Annotated in this window: 19 protein-coding genes; 1 reads left to right on the forward strand and 18 read right to left on the reverse strand. The window is 36.1% G+C overall.

Features of this window, described 5'->3' with window-relative positions; translation table 11 throughout:
• Positions 1-9: 9 nt before the first annotated feature.
• The 13 genes from IPJ80_05620 to IPJ80_05680 all read right to left on the reverse strand — a co-directional run bounded on the left by IPJ80_05620 (position 10) and on the right by IPJ80_05680 (position 15,144).
• Positions 10-768 (reverse strand): hypothetical protein, encoded by a 759-nt coding sequence (locus tag IPJ80_05620; GenBank protein ID MBK7912960.1) that lies wholly within the window; start codon positions 766-768, stop codon positions 10-12.
• 2 nt (positions 769-770) lie between these two features.
• Positions 771-1,556, reverse strand: coding sequence for a Nif3-like dinuclear metal center hexameric protein (locus IPJ80_05625; protein ID MBK7912961.1), 786 nt, complete (start codon positions 1,554-1,556; stop codon positions 771-773).
• Complete coding sequence (gene rfaE2 / locus IPJ80_05630) at positions 1,556-2,041, reverse strand: D-glycero-beta-D-manno-heptose 1-phosphate adenylyltransferase (GenBank protein MBK7912962.1); 486 nt, start codon at positions 2,039-2,041, stop codon at positions 1,556-1,558. Before rfaE2 ends, IPJ80_05625 begins: the two co-directional genes overlap by 1 nt.
• Positions 2,028-3,074, reverse strand: coding sequence for a flippase-like domain-containing protein (locus IPJ80_05635; GenBank protein ID MBK7912963.1), 1,047 nt, complete (start codon positions 3,072-3,074; stop codon positions 2,028-2,030). The genes rfaE2 and IPJ80_05635 overlap by 14 nt, the downstream gene beginning before the upstream one ends.
• A 6-nt stretch (positions 3,075-3,080) precedes the next feature.
• On the reverse strand, positions 3,081-3,428 hold the full coding sequence (locus IPJ80_05640) for an aspartate 1-decarboxylase (protein ID MBK7912964.1): 348 nt from the start codon (positions 3,426-3,428) through the stop codon (positions 3,081-3,083).
• 51 nt (positions 3,429-3,479) lie between these two features.
• Complete coding sequence (locus IPJ80_05645) at positions 3,480-4,337, reverse strand: pantoate--beta-alanine ligase (GenBank protein MBK7912965.1); 858 nt, start codon at positions 4,335-4,337, stop codon at positions 3,480-3,482.
• A gap of 146 nt (positions 4,338-4,483) precedes the next feature.
• Complete coding sequence (locus IPJ80_05650) at positions 4,484-6,667, reverse strand: TonB-dependent receptor (GenBank protein MBK7912966.1); 2,184 nt, start codon at positions 6,665-6,667, stop codon at positions 4,484-4,486.
• 388 nt (positions 6,668-7,055) lie between these two features.
• Positions 7,056-7,802 (reverse strand): class I SAM-dependent methyltransferase, encoded by a 747-nt coding sequence (locus tag IPJ80_05655; GenBank protein MBK7912967.1) that lies wholly within the window; start codon positions 7,800-7,802, stop codon positions 7,056-7,058.
• Between the two features lie 801 nt (positions 7,803-8,603).
• Positions 8,604-9,650 carry a recombinase RecA gene (gene recA, locus IPJ80_05660; GenBank protein MBK7912968.1) on the reverse strand — a complete coding sequence of 349 codons (1,047 nt, stop codon included), beginning with the start codon at positions 9,648-9,650 and terminating at the stop codon, positions 8,604-8,606.
• Between the two features lie 1,376 nt (positions 9,651-11,026).
• A complete protein-coding gene (locus IPJ80_05665; GenBank protein MBK7912969.1) occupies positions 11,027-11,884 on the reverse strand; it encodes a hypothetical protein in 858 nt (285 codons plus the stop codon).
• Positions 11,885-11,966: 82 nt separating this feature from the next.
• Complete coding sequence (locus IPJ80_05670) at positions 11,967-12,644, reverse strand: SOS response-associated peptidase (GenBank protein MBK7912970.1); 678 nt, start codon at positions 12,642-12,644, stop codon at positions 11,967-11,969.
• Positions 12,645-12,657: 13 nt separating this feature from the next.
• Complete coding sequence (locus IPJ80_05675) at positions 12,658-13,425, reverse strand: SPOR domain-containing protein (protein ID MBK7912971.1); 768 nt, start codon at positions 13,423-13,425, stop codon at positions 12,658-12,660.
• A 525-nt stretch (positions 13,426-13,950) separates the two neighbouring features.
• Positions 13,951-15,144 carry a class I SAM-dependent rRNA methyltransferase gene (locus IPJ80_05680; protein ID MBK7912972.1) on the reverse strand — a complete coding sequence of 398 codons (1,194 nt, stop codon included), beginning with the start codon at positions 15,142-15,144 and terminating at the stop codon, positions 13,951-13,953.
• Positions 15,145-15,189: 45 nt separating this feature from the next.
• On the opposite strand from IPJ80_05680, the gene IPJ80_05685 reads away from it, so the two are divergent.
• The gene (locus tag IPJ80_05685; protein MBK7912973.1) at positions 15,190-16,149 is read left to right on the forward strand and encodes a c-type cytochrome; all 960 of its coding nucleotides are present in this window, start codon (positions 15,190-15,192) and stop codon (positions 16,147-16,149) included.
• A gap of 28 nt (positions 16,150-16,177) precedes the next feature.
• On the opposite strand, the gene IPJ80_05690 is transcribed toward IPJ80_05685, so the two are convergent.
• The 5 genes from IPJ80_05690 to IPJ80_05710 form a co-directional block, all read right to left on the reverse strand.
• A complete protein-coding gene (locus IPJ80_05690) occupies positions 16,178-16,399 on the reverse strand; it encodes a hypothetical protein (protein ID MBK7912974.1) in 222 nt (73 codons plus the stop codon).
• Positions 16,400-16,969: 570 nt separating this feature from the next.
• On the reverse strand, positions 16,970-17,728 hold the full coding sequence (gene ybeY / locus IPJ80_05695) for an rRNA maturation RNase YbeY (GenBank protein MBK7912975.1): 759 nt from the start codon (positions 17,726-17,728) through the stop codon (positions 16,970-16,972).
• A gap of 164 nt (positions 17,729-17,892) precedes the next feature.
• The gene (locus tag IPJ80_05700) at positions 17,893-18,279 is read right to left on the reverse strand and encodes an ATP-binding protein (GenBank protein ID MBK7912976.1); all 387 of its coding nucleotides are present in this window, start codon (positions 18,277-18,279) and stop codon (positions 17,893-17,895) included.
• On the reverse strand, positions 18,276-19,397 hold the full coding sequence (locus tag IPJ80_05705; protein MBK7912977.1) for a hypothetical protein: 1,122 nt from the start codon (positions 19,395-19,397) through the stop codon (positions 18,276-18,278). Before IPJ80_05705 ends, IPJ80_05700 begins: the two co-directional genes overlap by 4 nt.
• Positions 19,394-20,104 (reverse strand): hypothetical protein, encoded by a 711-nt coding sequence (locus tag IPJ80_05710; protein MBK7912978.1) that lies wholly within the window; start codon positions 20,102-20,104, stop codon positions 19,394-19,396. The genes IPJ80_05705 and IPJ80_05710 overlap by 4 nt, the downstream gene beginning before the upstream one ends.
• Positions 20,105-20,490 lie beyond the last annotated feature (386 nt).

The following is a 20,490-nucleotide window of genomic DNA, read 5'->3' on the forward strand; positions in this document are numbered from 1 at the left end:
TAAAAATTCCTAGCCTTCAACTTCCATGATCTGGTCATCGACCAAAACGCGTCCACAATGTTCGCAGGCAATGATTTTCTTACGAAGTCCAATTTCAAGTTGAACCTGAGGTGGCACCTGGTTAAAACATCCCCCACAGGCATTTCTTTTAATGGGTACCACTGCCAAACCATTGCGGTATCTCTTCCGAATGTTATTATAGGCAATCAACAAACGGGATTCTATGACTTTCCTGAATTTTTCAGATTTCTTACTCAGAGTAGCTTCTTCTTTTTCAGTTTTTTCAATGATTTTACTGAGCTCTTCCCGTTTTTCTTCCACTTCCTTTTGTTTTCCAACAAAACGCTCTTTTACACCTTCCAAAGAAGCCTGCTTTAATTTTATCTGCTCTGCAATTTCTTTAATTTTCTTCTCAGATAGTTGAATTTCAAGGCGTTGCAGATTAATTTCCTTGTTCAAAGCATCATATTCACGGTTGTTTTTAACCCCGTTTAGTTGCTTTTCATACTTTTTGATGTTTTCTTCAAATTGCTTAATGTTAGTCTTATGGTTTACATGGTCTTTCTCCATGTCCACAATTGAAGATTCCAATTTGGTGATCCGGGTGGTCAAACCAGCGATTTCATCTTCCAAATCACTTACAGCCACAGGTAATTCCCCTTTAACGATATGAACCTGATCAATTTCAGAATCAATTTGTTGAAGCTCGTATAACTGCTTCAATTTCAAGCCAATAGATATTGTTGCCGGTACAGTTGCTTTAGACATAATTAATAATATTGGATTGGATTTGTATTAATTTTCGTACAATGGGTCGCAAAATTACGGAATTTTTGTGAAATTAGCCCGTATAAAAGTTCAATTGTAAATTGCTCACTTTCAAAATGTCCGATATCTGCCAAAATGATCTGATCATTGGATTCAAAAAATTCATGGTATTTCAAGTCAGCGGTAAGAAAGAGGTCTGCCCCCTTTGAAATAGCTTCCCGAATTAAAAACGAACCCGCACCACCACAAACTGCAATCCGCTGGACCATTGGCTTTATAATCGCACTGTGACGAATTGTGTGACACTGCATGCGTACTTTCAGACTGTCTAAAAAATCATAACTTCCTACCGGCTTTTTAAATTCACCTAAAACACCGCTTCCAATCATCGTTTGATTGTCTTTAGGTTTAAGTATTTCAAGATTTTTCAAGCCAATGCGCTGGGCAATTTTTTCATTCACTCCATGGGTCAATACATTATCCAGGTTGGTGTGAATGGCATACAGTGCAATATCATTTTTAATAGCTTTTATAAGGGCCTTTTCAACATAATGAGATCCATTAATTTTTTTAAGACCATAAAATAAAATCGGATGATGACTTACAACAACATTGCACTTTAAGTCAATTGCTTCCTGTATCACCGCTTCCGTACAATCCAATGAGCACAGTACGCCTTTAATTTCCATGGCAGGGTTTCCAACAATTAAACCACTGTTGTCATAGGCTTCTTGCAATTGGATTGGAGCAATGCTCTCTAAGTACTCGGTAAGTTCATGTACAGCCATTAGGATTGGTTTTTAATTTTTTCTTCAATGGATGTTGTTGAAAATCCATTGTAAAATGGTAAAGAGAATACCTGCCCACCCTGTTGTATCACAAAATCCGATCCAACAATTTGATTTACTTCCCAATCTCCTCCTTTCACCAATACATCGGGAACAATTAATTGAATTAACTTCAAAGGGGTATCTTCTTCAAAAACGATGACAGCAGACACACATTCCAATCCGGCAAGTACATATGCGCGACTATGTTGGGGATTGATCGGTCGATGAGGTCCTTTTAATCGGCTCACCGATGCATCTGCATTCAATCCTACTATTAAACGATCTCCTAAATTGCTTGCTTCATTCAAATAGCGAACATGTCCTTCGTGTAAAATGTCAAAACAACCATTCGTAAATACGAGTTTCAATCCTTCTTTTCTCCATTTTGAAACTAATTCCAAAACAGCAGGCTCATTTAATATTTTAGAATCAGGTTTGCGCATTTGAAACGGATGTTTTATTAAACCAACTGATGGCTATTAAAGATACAAATCCAAATATGATTAAAGCAAAAAATTGTCCAAACGCAAATGCAATGTTTGCAAAAGAAAATGAATCAGCCTGATTCAATCCGTACAATCCAAGCCCGATGATAACCATAAAATGATAAGTTCCCATGCCGCCTGGAGATGGAATAAATACACCAAAACTGCCAAACACATAAACCACAAGCATTTGAATTAGGCTTAATTCAGATGTCGGGCCATAAGCTTTACAGGCAAAAACAAACATGAAATAAAACCAAAACCAAATCAGAATGGTATGCAATAAAAATAAATTTCTGTTTTTTAAATTTCGAATGGAAACAATGCCTTCCCAGATTCCAGCCAGCATGTTAATGAGCTTTTTTACAAATACCCAATTCCTTATGATGGTTCTGAAAAAATAAATCGCTGCAAACAGGATTCCGAGCGAAATCAAATAATAAACATTAAAATTTATAGTTGGTACTTGTGCATAGTTTGTAAAAAAATTTTGAAAACTTGCAGTATCCAAAGCGAGTGCCAATAAAACCAAAAATAGAAAAGAAACCATATCGGCAATCCGATCCAATATTACGGTACCAAACACTTTGTCAAAGGCCAATTTTTCATATTTGGCATAAATAACTGCGCGGACAAACTCGCCGATCCGGGGCAATCCCAGATTTGCCAAATAAGCAATATTAATACTCAGATAGGCATTTCTGAATTTGGCATCGTGTCCAATGGTATTCAAAAGGATTTGCCAGCGTTTGGTTCGCGAATAATTTGTCATAAAAAATCCAACAAACACCAAACAAATCCAAAAATAATTTAAGGTGCTAAAATCTGTTTTAAGTTTATTTAATAAACTGCAATCCGACAAAGAAATCTGGTTTGCTTCACAATAAACTAAATAGGATTCCTGATTTTTTTGGTATAAAAAATACATAATTCCTAAGCCAACACCTAGAAATACAATTAGCTGTAAAACTTTTTTAATGATAGATGACAAGCCGTATTACTTTATTCGGTTTTTCTCATCTACATGAATAGATACCGGATGAAAATGTTGTGCTTCTTCCGGACTCATAAAAGCATAAGATATCACAATGATAATATCCCCAACTTCCGCTTTACGTGCAGCAGCTCCATTCAAACAGATCACTCCTGAATTTGGCTCTCCTTTAATAACATAGGTTTCAAATCGTTCGCCATTATTATTATTGACTATCTGCACTTTTTCACCTTCATACAAATTTGCGGCTTGCATTAAGGTTTCATCAATCGTGATGCTCCCAACATAGTTTAAATTAGCTTCTGTAACGGTTGCTCGGTGAATTTTTGACTTAAAAAACTGAAGTAACATGGGGCAAAATTAGCGTATTTATAGAGTAAATCCATATTCACCCTAAATAGTTCATTGCGGGGGACCTTTTAGTACCAAATTATCGATTAATCGAACATCTTCAGCCCAACAGGCAACACATGCCACGATATATGCATGTTTTTCAGGATTTTTAACGTTTTGAAGGCTAATTCCATCAACAATTCGCAAATATTCCATCCGTAGGCCTGCATTCGTCAATTTTTCTATTTCCTGAGCCAACAAATGATCTAAATCCTTTATATATAATTGTTGCTTTAATTCTTGCAAAACGGTAAAAATAATCGGGGCAATTTTTCGCATACTTTCTGACAATCTCAAATTTCGCGAACTCATTGCCAATCCGTCCAGCTCTCTGAGTGTTTCTCCAACAATTAATTTGACTGGAAGCTTTAATTGTTCAATCATATGATACACTAAAGTAAATTGCTGAAAGTCTTTTTGCCCCATAACCAAAACATCTGGCTTTACTATATCCAACAGACGGTAGACAACTTCCAACATCCCTTTAAAATGACCAGGACGAAATTCTCCTTCAAGAACTTCATCCAAAATACCCAGTTCAATAGTTATTGCCGGATTTAAGCCGGGTGGATAAACCTCTGAAACAATTGGAACAAATAAAACATCACATTGGATCGCTTCTAAAAGATATGCATCTTGTTCGAGCATTCGGGGATATTTTATTAAATCCTGTTGGTTGTTAAATTGACTGGGATTAATAAAAATACTTACTACCACGGTATCCGCGTGTTCCTTGGCTTTTTGGACCAAAGACAGATGGCCCGCATGCAATGCGCCCATTGTGGGTACAAAGGCAATTTTTTTTCCGTTGTGCTTACTCTGAGAAATTGAATCCTGAAGATTCCTTACTGTGGTGAATAGCTGCATATGAATTCCAAAGATAGGATTGGAATATTTATTCAACCACGAAATTGAACTAACAATCCGAATTTACATGAAATCAAATGTATTGAATTCTATTTCTTTAGAATAATAAATAAAAACAATTGCAAATAATGGGTATTGAAAATCTCCTAAAGCTTAATTGCGATTGTTGCAGACAAAGTTCTTCCATCAGACGGCCAAATGCCTGGACCGGGATAAAACTGAGGCCTTTTGGTAAAGTAATCTTTGTCCAAAACATTGTTGCAATTCAATTGAAGGCGAATCTGATCATTGAAATAGTAGCTAACATTCACATCCAATAAAAAATAGGATGGGACCAAACCCGAAGCCGCATTTGCTGTTGGTTTGACCGTATTGATTGCATCTGCAAAGGAACTGGAGGTAAAGCTTCCCAAAATGGATGTGCTCCATTTGCTGTATTTAACATTCAAGCCATTGCGACTGATCCATTCTGGAACACTTTCTACTTTATTGCCACTTAAATCAACATTTTCATTTCCATTTCGCAAACTCGCTTTTTTATAACGGGCATCCATATAAGAAGTTGAACTAAAAATACTGATGGCTAATTTTTGACTTGGATAAAAATCAGTTTGAACAAAACATTCTATGCCCTTTGTTTCAGAGTTTCCAATATTGGTTCTGAATATTATTAAATTACCTGCGCTGTCCTTTTGGGCAATCGTACCCAATCTGTTATCGTACTCAATTAAAAATGCACTTAGATCCCATTTCAAAAATTTCCAGTTCCCTCTGAAACCCATTTCCAGATTGTATCCATGGGCATCTTTCAAATTTTTATCGGAAATTTCATACAAGGATCCAGGTATGATATCTTTTAAAATCACAGGTCGATAAGCTTGTGACCAACCTGCATAGATATTATTGTATTCATTGAATTTATATTCTGCATTCAATCCAAACAATGGAAAAGAATGCTTAATTTGATTGGGAAGCTGGTCATCCGGATAGTAATTAATTTTTCCGCTTAAATCACTTTGACCGGTTTCATAACGCATTCCTGCACTGATAGAAAAATCAGTTAAAGGATTCCATTTGTTTTCAATAAAAAGCGCCAGGTTGTTTGTTTTAAAGTGTAAATCCCTTCCCCATCCAGGTGCAACTAAACTGAGGTCAAAATCACTTCCGGTACTGCCTTTCCCCAATTGCCTGCGGTTTAAATCATTTCGGATCAATTGAAAACCTGTGACCACATTGCTGTGTGTATTTCCTATTTTATAATGCTGTAATAATCGGGCTTCTGAGCTAAAACTATGAAAATCATCGATATCTACCTGACGGTTGTTGTATTGTAAAGTTTGTGCATTGATTGTGTCTTTAATATTGGTTGGTTTATCAAATAACACACTGTTTCTTTGGCCAAAAAGATAGGTATTTGTAAAACTAAAATGGGTATTTTTAGAAAGCTTCCAATTCAAGCTTAAAGATGGAACGTGAATGTTTGGATTATAATAATTTCTGTTTCTGGTTGCTTGTCTGGGATCTTCTTCAAATTGAGCATCAGTAAGCGCACCTGCAAGATGAATTGTATAATTTGAATGCGTCCATTCTAACTTAACTGAAAAGTTTTCAGTGGCCTGATACTTTAAATTGATTCCTTCTGCATTGTATTTTGAATCTCCAGATTTTCGATACCCATCCAAAGATTTTTTCACAAACCATCCGCTGTAAGTCCATTTAGAATAATTTCCCGATAGCATATTAAAACTACTGAGCAAACCATAAGAACCCGCAGTATTTATAGATTCAAATGCAAAGGCATCCTCTTTCTTAGGCTGCTTGGTTACATAATTAATCATACCACCAAACTGTGCGCCATATTGCAAAGAACCCGTTCCTCTAACCAATTCAATATGATCTATGGCTTCCATGGGTACATTGTAATGACTGGCAGGATAACCATACATATCTGAATTGGTCATGATGCCATCTTTGCGAATATTAAATTCCCAACCACGGTGTGGATCCAATCCTCTTGTTGAAACATTCAATTGATTTCCGGTTCCGTCCATATCATAAACAAACACACCTGGAATTTTAGCAAAAATCTGACGACCGTATTTTTCTGAAACTGAAAAATCCTTGCGGTTTAAATCAATCCATTCATTTTTTTTCCCTGAATAAATAAAATTGTCTTGAATTCCCGGAAGTCGTTTGATATCCAATTCAGTTCTGGTTGCTTCAATCGTGATTCCATCCAGCATTACTTTTTTAAGTGTATCACTTAATTGCTGTGCCTTATTTTGAAAAGAGATAAATATTATAAAAGAAAAAATCAAAGTATTCCTCATTGCAAAAATTTACCTAGCAAAAATAATATAATTAAATTTCAATTACTCTGAACAATTAAAACTATTATTTGAAAACTGTTAATTATTATTTAAACAGTTTATTAAATCGTGTGTATTAGATAAAACATAATTTGTAATCAATTCAATTAAGCTTATTTACGTCAAAACTTAAAAAATGCTTAGATTATTTGGGTGAAATGAGCGTTTAATTGCAAATTAGTTCGAATTCCTAAAATCAGAAATCTTACGAATAAAGAAAATCTAAACGCAGTTTCCCCTTTCTTCTGAAATTTAATGTAAAGAAATGGTTTATAGAATCGCATTGAAATAATTCCAGATATATAAAATTGATTTTTAAAATAAACTATTTGAGGACTAAATGATTGCTTTAGGAAATTAATTTAACAGTTCCCATCCTTAAATGGCATGGAAAATAGATTGATTTAATTGTTTGATCTGGCCATTCAGCTTTTAGTTTTTCATCTATCCATGGCAATAGATCCGTAGTGTTTTTTGCTCTATAGTGTTTCAAAGCGGACCAGGTACTGATATACCCTGTAAAATGTTCACGGGTCCATTGGTATGCTATGCTAAAGGGTGGGCACTGAATTTCATCAAATGGAAATGGAATGGTGGTATACTCATCTGTGATGTATTGTCGTTCAGGATCCCAATATGCACCCAGGGCATCTTCATAAATTTCCAGAATAATATTATTGAGATTCCCTTCTAATACCGGATTATTATAAGCCCATGCAGCTATAATTCCGCCAGGTTTCAAAACACGATGTACTTGTTTATAAAACACATTAAAATCAAACCAATGAATTGCCTGTGCAACAGTTATTAAATCAATGCTTTTATCTTCTATAGTACATTGCTCCGCTGATTCTAAACGGTATTCAATATTTTCTGATTTAAAAGCCTGATCCAATTGTTGCCTGCTGATATCTGTGGCAATTATTTTTTTAAAATGATGCGCTAACTCCATTGCAACTTGTCCATTACCCGTTCCACAATCCCAGGCTGTATGCTTAGTCTTGCAATGATCCAGGATAAAACGTATCAGTTCTATTGGATAGCTCGGCCTGTATTTTGAATAATCTGCTGCAACTTCTGAAAAATTATCTTTCATAAAACTAAATTTATCAATCTACTGCTGAACACATGACAAGTTGTGTTTAATTTTTAATGGTGAATTTAAATGCATTCTGGAAATAAACTTTGGTCAATTAGTTCGATAATTTGGTTTGAGAGTCAAATGAACAATAAAGATAAAATTTCCCACAGCATTTTGCATGGAGCTGAGTAAAATTTCATTAAGTACAAATTTTAAAGAAAATATTGATTTTGAAAGTACGCTGGTTCATGAAAAGCTTCAATGACATTTCTATGAATAATAATTTACTTGAAAAATAAATTTCATATTAATTGAAGACATCATTGATTGCTGCCATTTTCAGCAGTTGTTTAAAAAAAATTTTAATTCTTGAATAGCTTATGATAAGATCTTGATCTTCCCTAATATTTAAAATAAGAATAGCGAGACTATGTATTCATCTCGCTATTTCGGATATATATGGGAAATTAAAAATAAAGCAGTAAAACTGCTATTTTTTTTTTGATTCAGATAATACTACAAAAATAAGAATTGCATTTAGATCACCAAAATTATTTAATAAATATTTAAAAAAATTAATGGAATTAAAACGATTAAACCAGGCAGTCCTTAAGTTTTATTACTATTTATAAATTTACCAAATATGCCTGAATCATGTCAATCATTAATTCATTATAATTCAATTGATTTTGAATCAAACAGAAGTCTTTGAGCCATGGCTTTTGCAGTTTGCTTAGTAGCCTCAATAGCACCCTGGATTATCCAGGATTATTGCTTCATTTCTATAATTGGCAATCCGCAATAGAAAATTCGTAATTAGTTATCTTCTTCTTCTCCAGCTGCAACCTTTACTAATTTTCCGGTAGCTAATTTCAATTTGATTTTTTCTTCAATTTCTTTAGAAAGTTCAGGATTGTCTTCAATAAATTGCTTTGCTGAATCTCTGCCCTGTGCAATTTTTGTCCCTTCATAACTAAACCAAGAGCCACTTTTTTGAATAACTCCTAAATCTGATCCAAGATCTACGATTTCACCAGATTTTGAAATGCCTTGACCATACATAATATCAAATTCAGCTGTCTTAAACGGTGGCGCCAGTTTATTCTTTACTACTTTAACTTTTACACGGTTCCCTAAAATATTTCCATCCTTATCTTTTATCGCATTACTGGTTCTGCGGATATCCATTCTGAGTGATGCATAAAATTTTAAGGCATTTCCCCCGGTAGTTGTTTCCGGATTTCCAAACATGACCCCTATTTTCTCACGCAATTGGTTGATAAATATGCAGCAACAGCCTGTTTTTCCGATGGTGCCCGTAAGTTTACGCATCGCTTGAGACATCAAACGGGCCTGTAAACCCATTTTGGATTCTCCCATTTCGCCTTCAATTTCACTTTTTGGAACCAAAGCAGCCACTGAGTCGATCACTATGATATCAATAGCACCTGAGCGAATCAGATTTTCAGCAATTTCCAGTGCTTGTTCGCCATTATCAGGCTGTGAAATCAACAAATCTTCGGTATTAACGCCCAATGCTTCGGCATAAGCCCGATCAAAGGCATGCTCTGCATCAATAAATGCGGCAATTCCTCCTTTTTTCTGAGATTCAGCAATCGCGTGAATGGCTAATGTGGTCTTTCCTGAACTCTCCGGTCCATAAATTTCTACAACCCGCCCTTTTGGCAGGCCTCCAATTCCAAGTGCGATATCCAATCCCAACGAACCAGTAGAAATGGAGTCAATTTCATCCAAAACCGGCTTATCGCCCAATTTCATAATACTGCCCTTTCCATAGGTTTTCTCCAAACGGTCAACGGTCAATTGAAGGGCTTTTAATTTTTCATCTCTTTCTTTAGACATATTGTAATTTATTATATAGATGCAAATTTAATATATATCATCGAGCTGGTTTCGGAATGTTTTAAACGGCATTGGAAGGGAGTACGGCTGGACGGCTGGACGGCTGAAGGGCTGGACATTTTTTAACAACTGATTTTGGTTTGTACATTTTTGACCACTGACTACTTATTGCTGACTACTGATTTTGGGGCTGGACGGCTGAAGGGCTGGACATTTTTAACAACTGATTTTGGTTTGTAATTTTTGACCACTGACTACTTATTGCTGACTACTGATTTTGGGGCTGAAGGGCTGGACGGCTGAAGGACTGAACGGCTGAACATTTTTTAACTATTGATTTTGGTTTGTACATTTTTGACCACTGACTACTTATTGCTGACTACTGATTTTGGGGCTGAAGGGCTGAATGGCTGATGGGATGAACGACTAAACATTTTTTAACTATTGATTTTGGTTTGTACATTTTTGACCACTGACTACTTATTGCTGACTACTGATTTTGGGGCTGAAGGGCTGAATGGCTGATGGGATGAACGACTAAACATTTTTTAACTATTGATTTTGGTTTGTACATTTTGCAAGCTTATTAGCTTGTTAGCTTATTCGCTTATTAGCTTATTAGCTTATTAGCTTGCAAGAATTTTTCAACTACTGACCACTAATTGCTGACTACTAATTTTTGGGCTTCTCTCTTTCTGTTGTAAAATAATTTTATTACAAATAGATCAATTGTAAATAATTTGCAAATTCCGGACAAAAAATCAGGGTTTACCCTGAGTGCCCAATCAGGGTAAACCCTGATTTTTCATCTCAAACTTGGAAAATTCAATATTCTATCATAACATTGTAATATCATTTTACGTAATAGTATTATGAGAACACATTTTCGAAAACCGATTTACCAAATTTGGTAAACGTTTCATGAGATAATTTTTCACAGGGATTATGAACCGCCTTCGTTGACAGCAATGAAGGCGGTTTCATTTAATGTAACTGGCTTCTGATTCCAATTAAAAAATCCCGCGATTCCCTTTTAATTCGGTGTCGAAGTTTTACAACCAACCAAAGCAGTGGACAATGATTCCAATACAAATTTTAAATGCGCTTCAATAACCAAGCTACTAAACTCATACAAGACTTACATCAATCCATTCTTCAACCTCCAAATCAAAGACAAATCATTTCGAATTTTTATTCACGTTAATTTTGGTGTCTCTGAATCTTCGTTCTCATTTAATTTGATCATTCTTTAGCTTATCTTTTTAGGGTTAAATAAAATTCTAAAGCGAATGTATAACAAAATACAAATCGTATGATGCTAACTTATTGAATGAAGCTAGATAATTATTGAATCCAGGGTTGGATTGATTTTGAGGCTATCTGACTAAAATAATTCGTTGATGCACCATCTGCTTATTGATTGTATAAACCAGAAAATAAGAGCCATTTGGCAATGGATCCAGTTTTAATTGCATTCTACCAGATTGAATTTCTTTTTCCACTTTATATTGATTTCCCAAAGCATCAAAGAGCAGGTATTCTTTATCTATTGCATCTAAATTAAAACGTTCCCAATTCAACAAATCACAATTCACTAAAATTGCTTTTGATTTTTTGTGTTCTATCGAATTATTTTCTACACCAGTAATCTGCTTACAAGTCACATTATAGATCAATACCCAATATAATTTGAGTTGATTCAAATATAAAACAACATAATCTTGCCCTGCAAATTTTGATTCCGCTTGATACAGTAGCAAGTCATCTACCGGACCCGGCAACAAGCTGGCTTGTCCATGAATCGGTTTATCAGAAAGTTCCGTTTCGTAACGAAAGTCGATTTTAAATGTATCTACGACATCACATTCCGTATTAATAATCAAAAACGAATCAATGCTTGCATTGCAAATTATATCAAGGATGTAAATTCCCGTATCACAGGTGATTTGCGTTGCTTTTGCGCATAAGACCATCAAGGTATCAAAACCATGAAAATATTTTGGAGGTCTGTAATATAAAGTTTGTCGAAGTGATGAATCTTCACGAATTTCAGCAAAGCCAAAATGTGGCTTTTTTATTATTGTTGCCGGATTCCAGGTCGGATAACCTAAATTGTTTCGTATCACACTGTCGTCACAATGCAATTTAATATGTTCACTAAATGTATGTTGTGTGTTGGCTACTATGCAGTTGAATAAAAAGAAACCGATTGTAATTATATTACTTAATTGCATTGTAGATCCTTAAATCAATGCAATCTAATAAACTTAATCCAATTATGCCAGCAAGGATTTTAGACGAATAGACTTCCGGGTTTTAAATTGGTACCACCAAACTGGCATCATTATTCCTCACATTATTAACCATCGAAGAAACTTCATAAGCACGCATCCACTCATCGGGATATGGTTTTAATAAATGCAAGCTGTCTTGAATCGACATCCCTTCTTCCAACCACAGCCTTTCTTCTTCTGGCAATAAGATGCAGGGCATTCGATCATGGATTGGTTTCATAAATTCATTAGCAGGCATGGTAATAATGCTAAAACTTGGAATGGTTTTTCCTTCCGGACTTTTCCAACTGTCGTATATACCTGCCATAAAAAACACCTCTTGATTGGTGGTTTGAATGCGCAGTGGGGTTTTGATTTTTCCGACTCCTTTTTTCCATTCATAAAATCCATCCATGGGTACCAAACAGCGTCGTTTCTCCAAAGCGGATTTGAAAAAGGGTTTTTCCAGTAATCCCTCAATGCGGGCATTGATCATTTTACTGCCAATGCTCATGTCTTTTGCCCAAAAGGGAATGAGCCCCCATTTCAAATAATTATAATGTCGCTTATCTCCTTGTGTAATTACAGGATGCCAATGTGTTGGTGCTATATTAAAACTGGGTAATGGATTGTAACGCTCTAAATCTTCCGAATAAAAATCGGCATCAAAGCGTTCTTCCAGTTCGGATTCCACTTTGGTAAGAGAACCCCTGCCACACATACTTAAAAGGGGCTTATTTCGCTTTTAAAAAGGCTTTTTCTCCTTTCGCTTTTAACTTGCTGACAATTTTATCTGCTTCCTGCCGACTTGCATATTGACCGACTACAGCGGAATAATATTCTGAGGAGCCAAAGACTTTTTTCGTCGCTCCTTTGTAGCCCATTTTCTTCAATTTTACAACTTGCTCATCTGCATGTGCCGGTACGATAAAGCTACCGGAAACCACGTAAAAACCTGCAGAACTTGTGGCACTGACCTTCGTACTTTTCATTTCTGCGGCCTTCTTTGTTTCCGCCTTTGGACTTGCTTTGCTAGCTGTACTTGTATTGGATTTTGAACTTGAATTCGACTTTACTACAGCCGTTTTGCTGCTAGGAACAGACACAGTCTCCGTTTTTTTGGACTCCACTTTTTCCGATACTTTTTGGGCTTTCGGATTGGTATTTACCGCTGCTGAAGGCTCCGCAGCCGCTACCGGCTGACTGTAATCAACCGCTCCATTCAGGGTTTTACTGGCTTCTGTGGTGCTGCCTGCTAAAAGCTTGGATTCTGCAGGTGCCCCTACTTTTTCCGGTAATTGACCGGTTAGGTCCATAATCATACTATCTTCTGATGTAATTGCAGTTTGATTTTGTGGATCCATAAACAGACTGTCCGTCATTTCTGAAGTCGGTGGAATATCGTCCGATGGGGTTTTACTGCGCTTGTAAATCATGACCGCTATAGCAACGACCAATAAGACCAATAAAAGGTATAAAAGGATGCGAATTAGGTTTTTCATTGGGGGTATATCTATTTAAGGGCAAATATACAATTATTTATAAATTAAATAAAATTATTATATATAAATGGGGGATAGTTGATAGGGGATAGTTGTTAGTTGATAGGAGGAGCCAGGAGCTAGTTGATGGGGTAAGCAGTTAGTGAGTGAATCTGCTGTTTATTAATAATTCTCCTCTACCTAATGGTACTATTGGATTGACATTTTGACCCTTTTTTGGGCCAAGTTATTTCAGGTAGTATATTTCATTGAACATTGAGAATTGAGCATTGCTCATTGAACATTAAAAATCTTGATTTGGAGTAACAATGCACCAGAAATGAAAAACCTACCATCATTAAATTAAAAAAAATACAAGTAATTCCACACAAGGACAAACTATCAACTAACAACTATCACCTATCAACTATATTACCCATCAACTATCAATTAATGCTCAATATTCAATGTTCAATGCTCAATGACTAACAACTATCCACTATCAACTAACAACTATCACCTAACAACTATCACCTATCAACTATATCACCTAATTTCCAGCACCATGCCTTTTAAATACGATCCTTCAGGATGAAATAAACTGACAGGATGATCCGGTCCTTGACTTAATTTATGCAATACCCGGATCTCTCGTCCGCTTTCTATTCCGGCGGAAACGATGGTATGATAAAATAATTCTTCGGTGACAACTTGCGAACAAGAAAAGGTGAATAGGATTCCTGCAGGTTTGATTTTTTTCATTGCCAATGCATTGATTCGTTTGTAGGCTTTCATGGCAGTGTGCCGCTTACTCATGTTTTTTGCAAATGCCGGTGGATCCAATATGATCAAATCGTACAAACCGGGATCCATTTTTTCAAGATAATCTATAACGTCCAAACACATGGATTCATGTTTGTCATGATTGATTGCATTTAATTCTAAATTGCGATTTAATATATCCAAAGCTTTGAATGAAATATCAATTGAATGGACCTCCTTTGCACCAGCGGCTAATGCATAAATACTAAATCCACCACTGTATGAAAAGGCATTGAGTATGGTTCGGTCTTTAGAATAAATTCCTAAGAGTTTTCGATTCTCCCGTTGATCCAGAAAAAACCCTGTTTTTTGACCTTCGAGTGCATCGATATAAAATTTATATCCATGTTCCATACATTTAATTTCCAGATTCTTTCCATAAACTATTTTATTGCTGATACCGCGTGCATATTCTTTTGGAAGACTGGATGCACTTTTGTCAATGATGCATAGTTCAGAATTGTCAAGAATTTTGGGAATGCAATTCACCAAACGATCTACAATTTTATGCATTCCGATTGTATGACATTGTATCACTATTGTTTGATCATACACATCAATAATTAAACCGGGCAATTGATCTCCTTCACCATGAACCCATCGATAACAGTTGGTCGATTGATTTGGAAAAAATAAATTCTTCCTTGTTTTTAAAGCTTTGCTTAATTGTTGTTCCCAAAATTCTTCCCGATAATCATCCTTTCCAAAATGCAACATTTTAATTGCAATCGAACCGTGATGAAAATGACCAAAGCCGAGACGATTGTGGTTTGAATCTGCTACATATACTAATTGTCCATCTTCGATTGCATTTGTATTCGTATGAATAGCTCCGGAAAAAACCCATGGATGCTTGCGCAACAAGCTAATTTCCTTTGATTTCTTTAATTCTATAATAGTTTCTTTTGTTAAATCCATTTTCTGTTTAATTTCGTAATAACTAATAAGTAAATTTTTCTTTTTATGAAAAAAGTATTGAAAGTCGTTTTATATATCGTGCTGGTTTTAATAGTGCTCGTGGTATCTTTTGCCGCGTTTATTTATTTCAGAGGAATTCCAACCTACGATCCGCCCCAAATTAATGAATTTACCTTATCCCCAACAGAACAAAAAATTGAAGAGGGTGCGCGTATATCAGCTTTAATCTGCAGTTCCTGCCATATGGGCAGCGATGGCAAACTCAGTGGTGGACTTATGAAAGACCTCGATCCTGCTTTTGGTACGGCATACATTGCCAATATCACCAACCATCCGGTTTATGGTATTGGAAAATGGACCGCTTCCGAACTTGCCCATTTTCTTCGCACAGGTTTACGTGCCGATGGACGGTATGCCCCACCATGGATGCCCAAGTTTAACCATTTGTCTGACCGCGATCTTGAATCTATTATTTGCTTTTTAAAATCTGACCGACCTCAGGTACAAGCATCCGAACAGGTACATCCTGCAAGTCAACCAAGTTTCTTTGCTAAGTTTTTAGGAAATACCGTCTTTAAGCCTCTGGCGTATCCCAATGCTCCAATCGTGGCACCCGATACCAATGATCTTGTAAATTATGGTAAATACATAGCCCACGGTAAGATCGAATGCTATTCCTGCCATTCTGCTGATTTTGCTAAAATGAATCTTGAATTTCCAGAAAAGTCTTTGGGTTATATGGGTGGAGGCAATACCCTGATTGACCTGGATAAAAAGAAAATATTCTCAGCAAATATTACCATGGATACTGAAACAGGAATTGGAAACTGGACTTATGAAGACTTTTACAAAGCCCTCAAAGAAGGAAAAAGACCTGACGGGAAAGCCTTAAGGTATCCTATGCTGCCATTGGGCAACCTAAAAGATTTTGAAATTAAAGGCTTATGGGCTTATTTACAGACTGTTCCTAAAATTAAAAATCCAGTAAACAGAAACTGGAACTAAGCCAAAATTTAAACCTCAAAGTCGAATCCTAAAATCGACTGTACTCCAATATATTTTGTAAACTGGCAGGATGCGCATTAAACATCGCCTTTGGGAGAAACTGTTTTGCTTCTCTTAATAAACGTTGTTCTTCCTGCAATTCAAAATCATTGATCAAACACTCTTCAAGCATTTGATTTTCTGTGACGCTGCATTCTTGATAAACAAAACGGAGTAATTGAAATGATGTAAACGTATCTACCATAGGCATTTTTGTTACTATAAAACAAGATTTTGTAGCTTTTTATTGTTTCACTTTGCTTTTTTTTAAAAGAGAGCCATGAATCCCCTTTTTACCATGCAATCCCTGCTTATCTATTAATTCCAAATAAAATCTCCGACTCAGCTCAAGTCCCCGTAAACATTGGGCTTCCCACAGATTTTAAAATTTATTTATCCGATTTTATAAAAAATTGGCATAGTATTAGAATAATATACAATATGTAACGTAAAAATGATTATCACTAAAAACGATATAAAAGAAGTAGTTTTCTTTATTTGAGACCTTTAGTCACCTGTAAATACGATGGTATTTACAGGTGCTATATTTATATATATATGGATATTTATTTTAGCCAAACATCTCAGAATGGCTTTACTAAATTCTAAATTGCAGATCGGCAACAACTGATTTCAAAATCCATTTAAACGTAAAATGGATTATCAATACCCCCTCCAAATCCGTCCCGCGGTAACGCGGAAAATCCACTCCGCTCGCATAATCCGTCCCGCGAGCACGCGGGATGTCCGCTCCACTCCCATAATTCTTAATTTTTAATTCTTAATTCTTAATTGATTCCTCCGGGTCCCAAAAATACTTTTCCAAATCCTGCACCTTATCCTCTTTAACCGGAACTCCTTCTGCGCGAAGTAAACGAGCCATACGTTTTCCGGCTTCTCCAAACATCAGGCGACCACTTAATTCACCCTTCACATTAACCACACGATGTGCCGGGATATCATGAACATCGCCTTTTAATTGATTCAGCGCCCAACCTACCATTCGTGCTGAACCCAATGAAAGATAATTTGCAATGGCTCCATAATTGCATACACGACCTTTTGGGATTAAACGGACCAAATCATAGACTTGATCAAAATAATGATCCTGTTTTAAAAATTCATTCTTGTAAAATGTGAGAGCCTGGTTTTCTGCATCTCGCATAGCAGTTTTATCTGCATCCGATTTATCTTTAAATCCTATAAAATGCAATATCCCATGAATGATGACTCTTAACAATTCTAAACTTTCATCTTCCTTAAATTTCTTTGCATTGTCTTTGACCCGATCGATGCTGATATACAATTCACCTGAAATTGGTTCTGCACTCAATGGAAAACTTAAGATGTCTGTATAATAATCATGCTGCAGGTATTTCTTATTTAAATCTAAAAGAAATGCATCGTTGCAAAAGATGACTGTGATCGTATCGGCTTTCTTATCATACTGCTGAATTGTTTTCTCAATCCACTGCCTAACTTTTCGGGAATTAAACTCAAAGGGATCGACCTGATATTCAAATGCTATCTTAGCTTTCATACGTTCTTCAAACAAAGGTATAAAGCTTCTGCAGATCTACGAATGAAGAAAATTTACAACGACTAAATTTTACAATGAGTCGGTAAACCCAGCATTTACCAGCCTTGGTGATGTGTTTTAATATAAAATTGGATTACTCCGTAAAATTTGTTTGGCGAGCTTGCTTAAACGATAAACTTAATTTCTACCGTACGCCCATTATCAGAAAAAACAACGCGATCCGATAATTTTTGCATTAAGAAAACGCCTCGTCCGCCGCAGGTTTCAATATTTTCAGGAAGCGTCGGATCCGGAATCGCTGCAGGATCAAATCCCTTGCCTTCATCAGAAATTCGAAAACAAATGTGCTTTCGCTGACGCGTCGTTTTTACACAAACAAACTTACGTGCATCGGACTGATTTCCGTGCAAAATTGCATTATTAACAGCTTCTGTAATGGATACCAATACATTTGGGTATAAGGTATGATCCAATTGATATTCCTTGAATATCTGTTCCAGGTATTCTTCTATCTTGGCTATGTTATCCGGTACAGAAGAAATTTTAATCATCCCTGCTTTTTGAGATTTTGATAATACTGCTCGACCAGTTTCTTGTAAAAAGGTTTTAAATCCGGTGAAACTTGTTTGAACCATTCTGTTTCAGCCTGCCTTTGTTTTAAATATTCTTCAAGGGCTGCTGGCATTTTACGCACAATATTCGTACCAGTTTCTGATTTTCGTTTTTCATCCCAGTCACGCTCGCGTTCTGCACGATCCGCTTCAAGCAATCGGGTTGTGATTTCCTGTTGTCTGCGAAGCATGTCATTGTTCAACTGCTTGTTGACCAATTGCTTTTCCATTTTCTCCATTTCATCTAAAATTTCCTGGGCCTGCTTGGTCCCTCCACCACTTTGCTTTTTCTCATCTTCCTGTTCTTGCAACATCTTTTTCAGCTTTGCTTGCTTGGCAGCCAACTCTGCAAATTCCTGTGCAGTACCTGATTTTCCATTTTGCATTTTCTGCAATTGCTCCTGCATCCCTTTCTGCATGTTTTTCTGGCCTTCCGTTATTTTATCGGATGGGACTTTGCCTTTCTTACCACCTTTGCCACTTTTATTGCCGGGTTTCTTACATGCTTTCTTTCCGGGTTTATCGCAGGAACTGTTGCATTCCTTTTGTTTATCATCCAATGATTCAGAGAGCATTACCGCCAGATCATTCAGATTTTTCATAATCCGTCGTTGATTGTTGGAAGCTTCACCACTCCTTCGCTCTTCTAATAAATCGATGCCTTTTTTAAAGTTCTCATTGATCTCGCTGATCTTTTCCATTACAAAGGATTGAATATCTACAATCCGTTGGCTGAGCACTTCCAGGGTATCCTGTACAATTTTAAAATTATCCTTAATCTTAAACTGATCTTGCAATAAAGTCAGGTAATGCGGTGTTTGCGGATTTAAACTGGCCATTTCATTGGTCACCTGCTCCTGATCAAAAGACAGTCCCACTAAGTTTTCAAGCAACTGCCTTAACATGCGTGCATCTTCTTCTGCCTGCTCCTGATCTGATTCTTGCATCTCTCCTTCCATTTTACTGGCCATTTCCTTCATTTTATCTGAAGCTTGTTTTTGCTTTTTGGATGCACCGCTGTTATTGGATTTACTCAATTCATTTTTTGAATCGTTCAAATCATTTTTAATATCCTTAGTTTGTTCTTTTTGTCTTCCAGTTTACGAGGTGATTTTAATTCCTCGTTTTTCTTTTTGATCTCCTCTTGCTTTTTAGCCAGTTCATCAAATTTCTTATTGATGGAATCTTGTTTGTTTTTCAATGACTCCTGATCTTCAGATTTTTTTTCTGTCTTCTCTGCCAATTGCTCTTGCTTTTCAGCAAGTTTATTTAATTCATTGATCTGGTCTTTCAGATTTTTCTCAACTTCCAATTGTTTAAATAATTGAAGCAGTCGATCCATTTCTTTGGTCAGATCTGTATTTTGTTTTTCAAATTGTTCAGACATTTGAATCGCCTGGTCCTTATTGAGCTCATTCATTAAATTTTGAATTTGCTCCATGAGTTTTTTAATCTCATCGTTGCCGGTTTCATTAAACAGTTTTTGCAATTGCTCTTGCTTCTCCTGCAAACTCTCATCCGGATTGCGTTGTTTCTTTAAATTTTCCTCCAGCTTCTTTTTTGCATCTTCGAATTGTTCCTGCAATTTTTTCTGCTGCTCGGTCATTTTCTCAAGGTCTTTCTTGGTTTGCCAATCCAGACTTTTCTTTTGCCGAAGTTTATCTTTGTAGTCTCCTAATTTTTCTAATAATTTTTTAGATTGTTTAACCGCATCTTCCAAATTATCTTTAATGGCTTCATTGTTGATTTCTTCCTTCTGTGCCAACTCTTCGTCAGAAGCTTCCTTGTATTCTAAAAATTGGCTTCTGGATGATTTGCTGCCATTGATTCCATCATTATCCCAAACTTCAAAATAATAATGGATAGATTCTCCGGGTGCTAATTCAAATTGACTTGCATCAAAAACATAATTAAAACTACCGCTTGCTTTATTGATAGTAGCCTGAACCGCTTTGGTTTGCAGCGCTGATTCGGTACCGTCTTTTTTCTTAATGGAATAGTTAAAATTTAAATTGCGGATTCCGTAATCATCTGAAAAGTCTCCGCTGTAATAACGAACTTTCCAATCGGTACTGTCTTCAAATTGATCGACTTGAATTTGAGGAAACTGATCGGGAATTGTACTGATCTGATAATTTACTGAATCGGTAT

The sequence above is a fragment of the Saprospiraceae bacterium genome (assembly GCA_016714025.1).
Classification (GTDB): Bacteria; Bacteroidota; Bacteroidia; order Chitinophagales; family Saprospiraceae; genus Vicinibacter.